General features: G+C 47.1%; 2 protein-coding genes and 1 pseudogene. 1 reads left to right on the forward strand and 2 read right to left on the reverse strand.

The genetic code is table 11. From position 1 onward, the window contains the following. Positions 1 to 139: 139 nt before the first annotated feature. Together WC5_RS00015 and WC5_RS00010 are read right to left on the reverse strand one after the other, a co-directional pair. Complete coding sequence (locus WC5_RS00015; RefSeq protein ID WP_001254967.1) at positions 140 to 559, reverse strand: Exc2 family lipoprotein; 420 nt, start codon at positions 557 to 559, stop codon at positions 140 to 142. A gap of 80 nt (positions 560 to 639) precedes the next feature. Continuing rightward, a complete protein-coding gene (locus tag WC5_RS00010) occupies positions 640 to 1,077 on the reverse strand; it encodes a hypothetical protein (RefSeq protein WP_016231866.1) in 438 nt (145 codons plus the stop codon). 259 nt (positions 1,078 to 1,336) lie between these two features. Here WC5_RS00010 and cea point away from each other — a divergent pair. Continuing rightward, positions 1,337 to 1,927 (forward strand): annotated as a pseudogene (cea, locus tag WC5_RS00005) (pore-forming bacteriocin colicin E1); the annotation flags it as partial.

Raw genomic sequence — 1,927 nt, forward strand, 5'->3', positions numbered from 1 at the left:
ATTCATGCGGTTAAAATTTATCAGGCGCGATCGCGGCAGTTTTTCGGGTGGTTTGTTGCCATTTTTACCTGTCTGCTGCCGTGATCGCACCGAACGCGTTTTGGCGGTGCGTACAATTAAGGGATTATGGTAAATCCACTTACTGTCTGCCCTCGTAGCCATCGAGATAAACCGCAGAAATCGTGTCAGCCAGCAGCCTGGATTTTTTCGGGGTAAGGTCTTTGCTGCGGTAATCAGTACCCGCAAATTGAGTTGTGCCCCGGAGTGAGTTTAAAAATTCCTGGCTGTGAAACTGCTGAATGCGTTGTTGCACATCACTCCGTGATTTTCCTGTCGCTTTATCTTTAGCTCCCATATCCCAGAACTGCCGAAAAAAAGGCACCATCATTCGTGTTGTGTCGGCTTTTTGGGTGGAAAAGTTGGGATCAAAACCGTCATCAGAAGCATATACGTAATGCCGGGTATGTTGTTCCACGCTGCCCTTTGGGGTACAGGCTGTGAGAGCTACTGTTGCTGTTATCATGGCGATAAGACAAAGTTTGTTTCCGGTACGTCTCATGAGTGTCTCCCTACCTTAAAGTATTTATTCTCGGTGAGTTATTATCCGAAGACTATTTTATCATCAGTCTCTGACAGCGTTCAGCGACCGAACAACCTGGACCAGAATCCCCGTTTCTTTTCCAGTTCCAGTGCCTGCCTGAGCTGGGCTATCTCATTTTGTAGCTGTTCCCGTTCTGCTTCCTGGTGTCTGCGATCCATATCCTGTGCCTGTTTATCCTCAAGCATCAGCGTCAGGCATTGTTTCAGCTCATTCAGTTCCCGGAGAATGCGTTCTGTCTGCTGATCATGTGGATTTTCTGCATGTCCCTCACTGTGCCTTTCTGGTGTCTCATTCTGCTTTAATTCGCCGTATGCCCGGATCAGTTCACTGGTTTCAAACTCCCGTCGTCCGTCCCTGCCGGTACGGTAACTGACAAGGCCTGCGCGCATATCACGGTAAAACTGTGAACGCGATCTGCCTGTCATTTTTAGTGCGTCCCGGAGTGTGTGCCATGCCATAAAGTGACAGTGTCCCATAGATGTCTCATCTCATAGTTTCAGTAAAACATAATGAGGTCTGAGAACGGTAATGTTTGTGCTGGTTTTTGTGGCATCGGGCGAGAATAGCGCGTGGTGTGAAAGACTGTTTTTTTGATCGTTTTCACAAAAATGGAAGTCCACAGTCTTGACAGGGAAAATGCAGCGGCGTAGCTTTTATGCTGTATATAAAACCAGTGGTTATATGTACAGTATTTATTTTTAACTTATTGTTTTAAAAGTCAAAGAGGATTTTATAATGGAAACCGCGGTAGCGTACTATAAAGATGGTGTTCCTTATGATGATAAGGGACAGGTAATTATTACTCTTTTGAATGGTACTCCTGACGGGAGTGGCTCTGGCGGCGGAGGTGGAAAAGGAGGCAGTAAAAGTGAAAGTTCTGCAGCTATTCATGCAACTGCTAAATGGTCTACTGCTCAATTAAAGAAAACACAGGCAGAGCAGGCTGCCCGGGCAAAAGCTGCAGCGGAAGCACAGGCGAAAGCAAAGGCAAACAGGGATGCGCTGACTCAGCGCCTGAAGGATATCGTGAATGAGGCTCTTCGTCACAATGCCTCACGTACGCCTTCAGCAACAGAGCTTGCTCATGCTAATAATGCAGCTATGCAGGCGGAAGCAGAGCGTTTGCGCCTTGCGAAAGCAGAAGAAAAAGCCCGTAAAGAAGCGGAAGCAGCAGAAAAGGCTTTTCAGGAAGCAGAACAACGACGTAAAGAGATTGAACGGGAGAAGGCTGAAACAGAACGCCAGTTGAAACTGGCTGAAGCTGAAGAGAAACGACTGGCTGCATTGAGTGAAGAAGCTAAAGCTGTTGAGATCGCCCAAAAAAAA

It is taken from the genome of Escherichia sp. KTE114, assembly GCF_000407765.1.
GTDB classification, from domain to species: domain Bacteria; phylum Pseudomonadota; class Gammaproteobacteria; order Enterobacterales; family Enterobacteriaceae; genus Escherichia; species Escherichia ruysiae.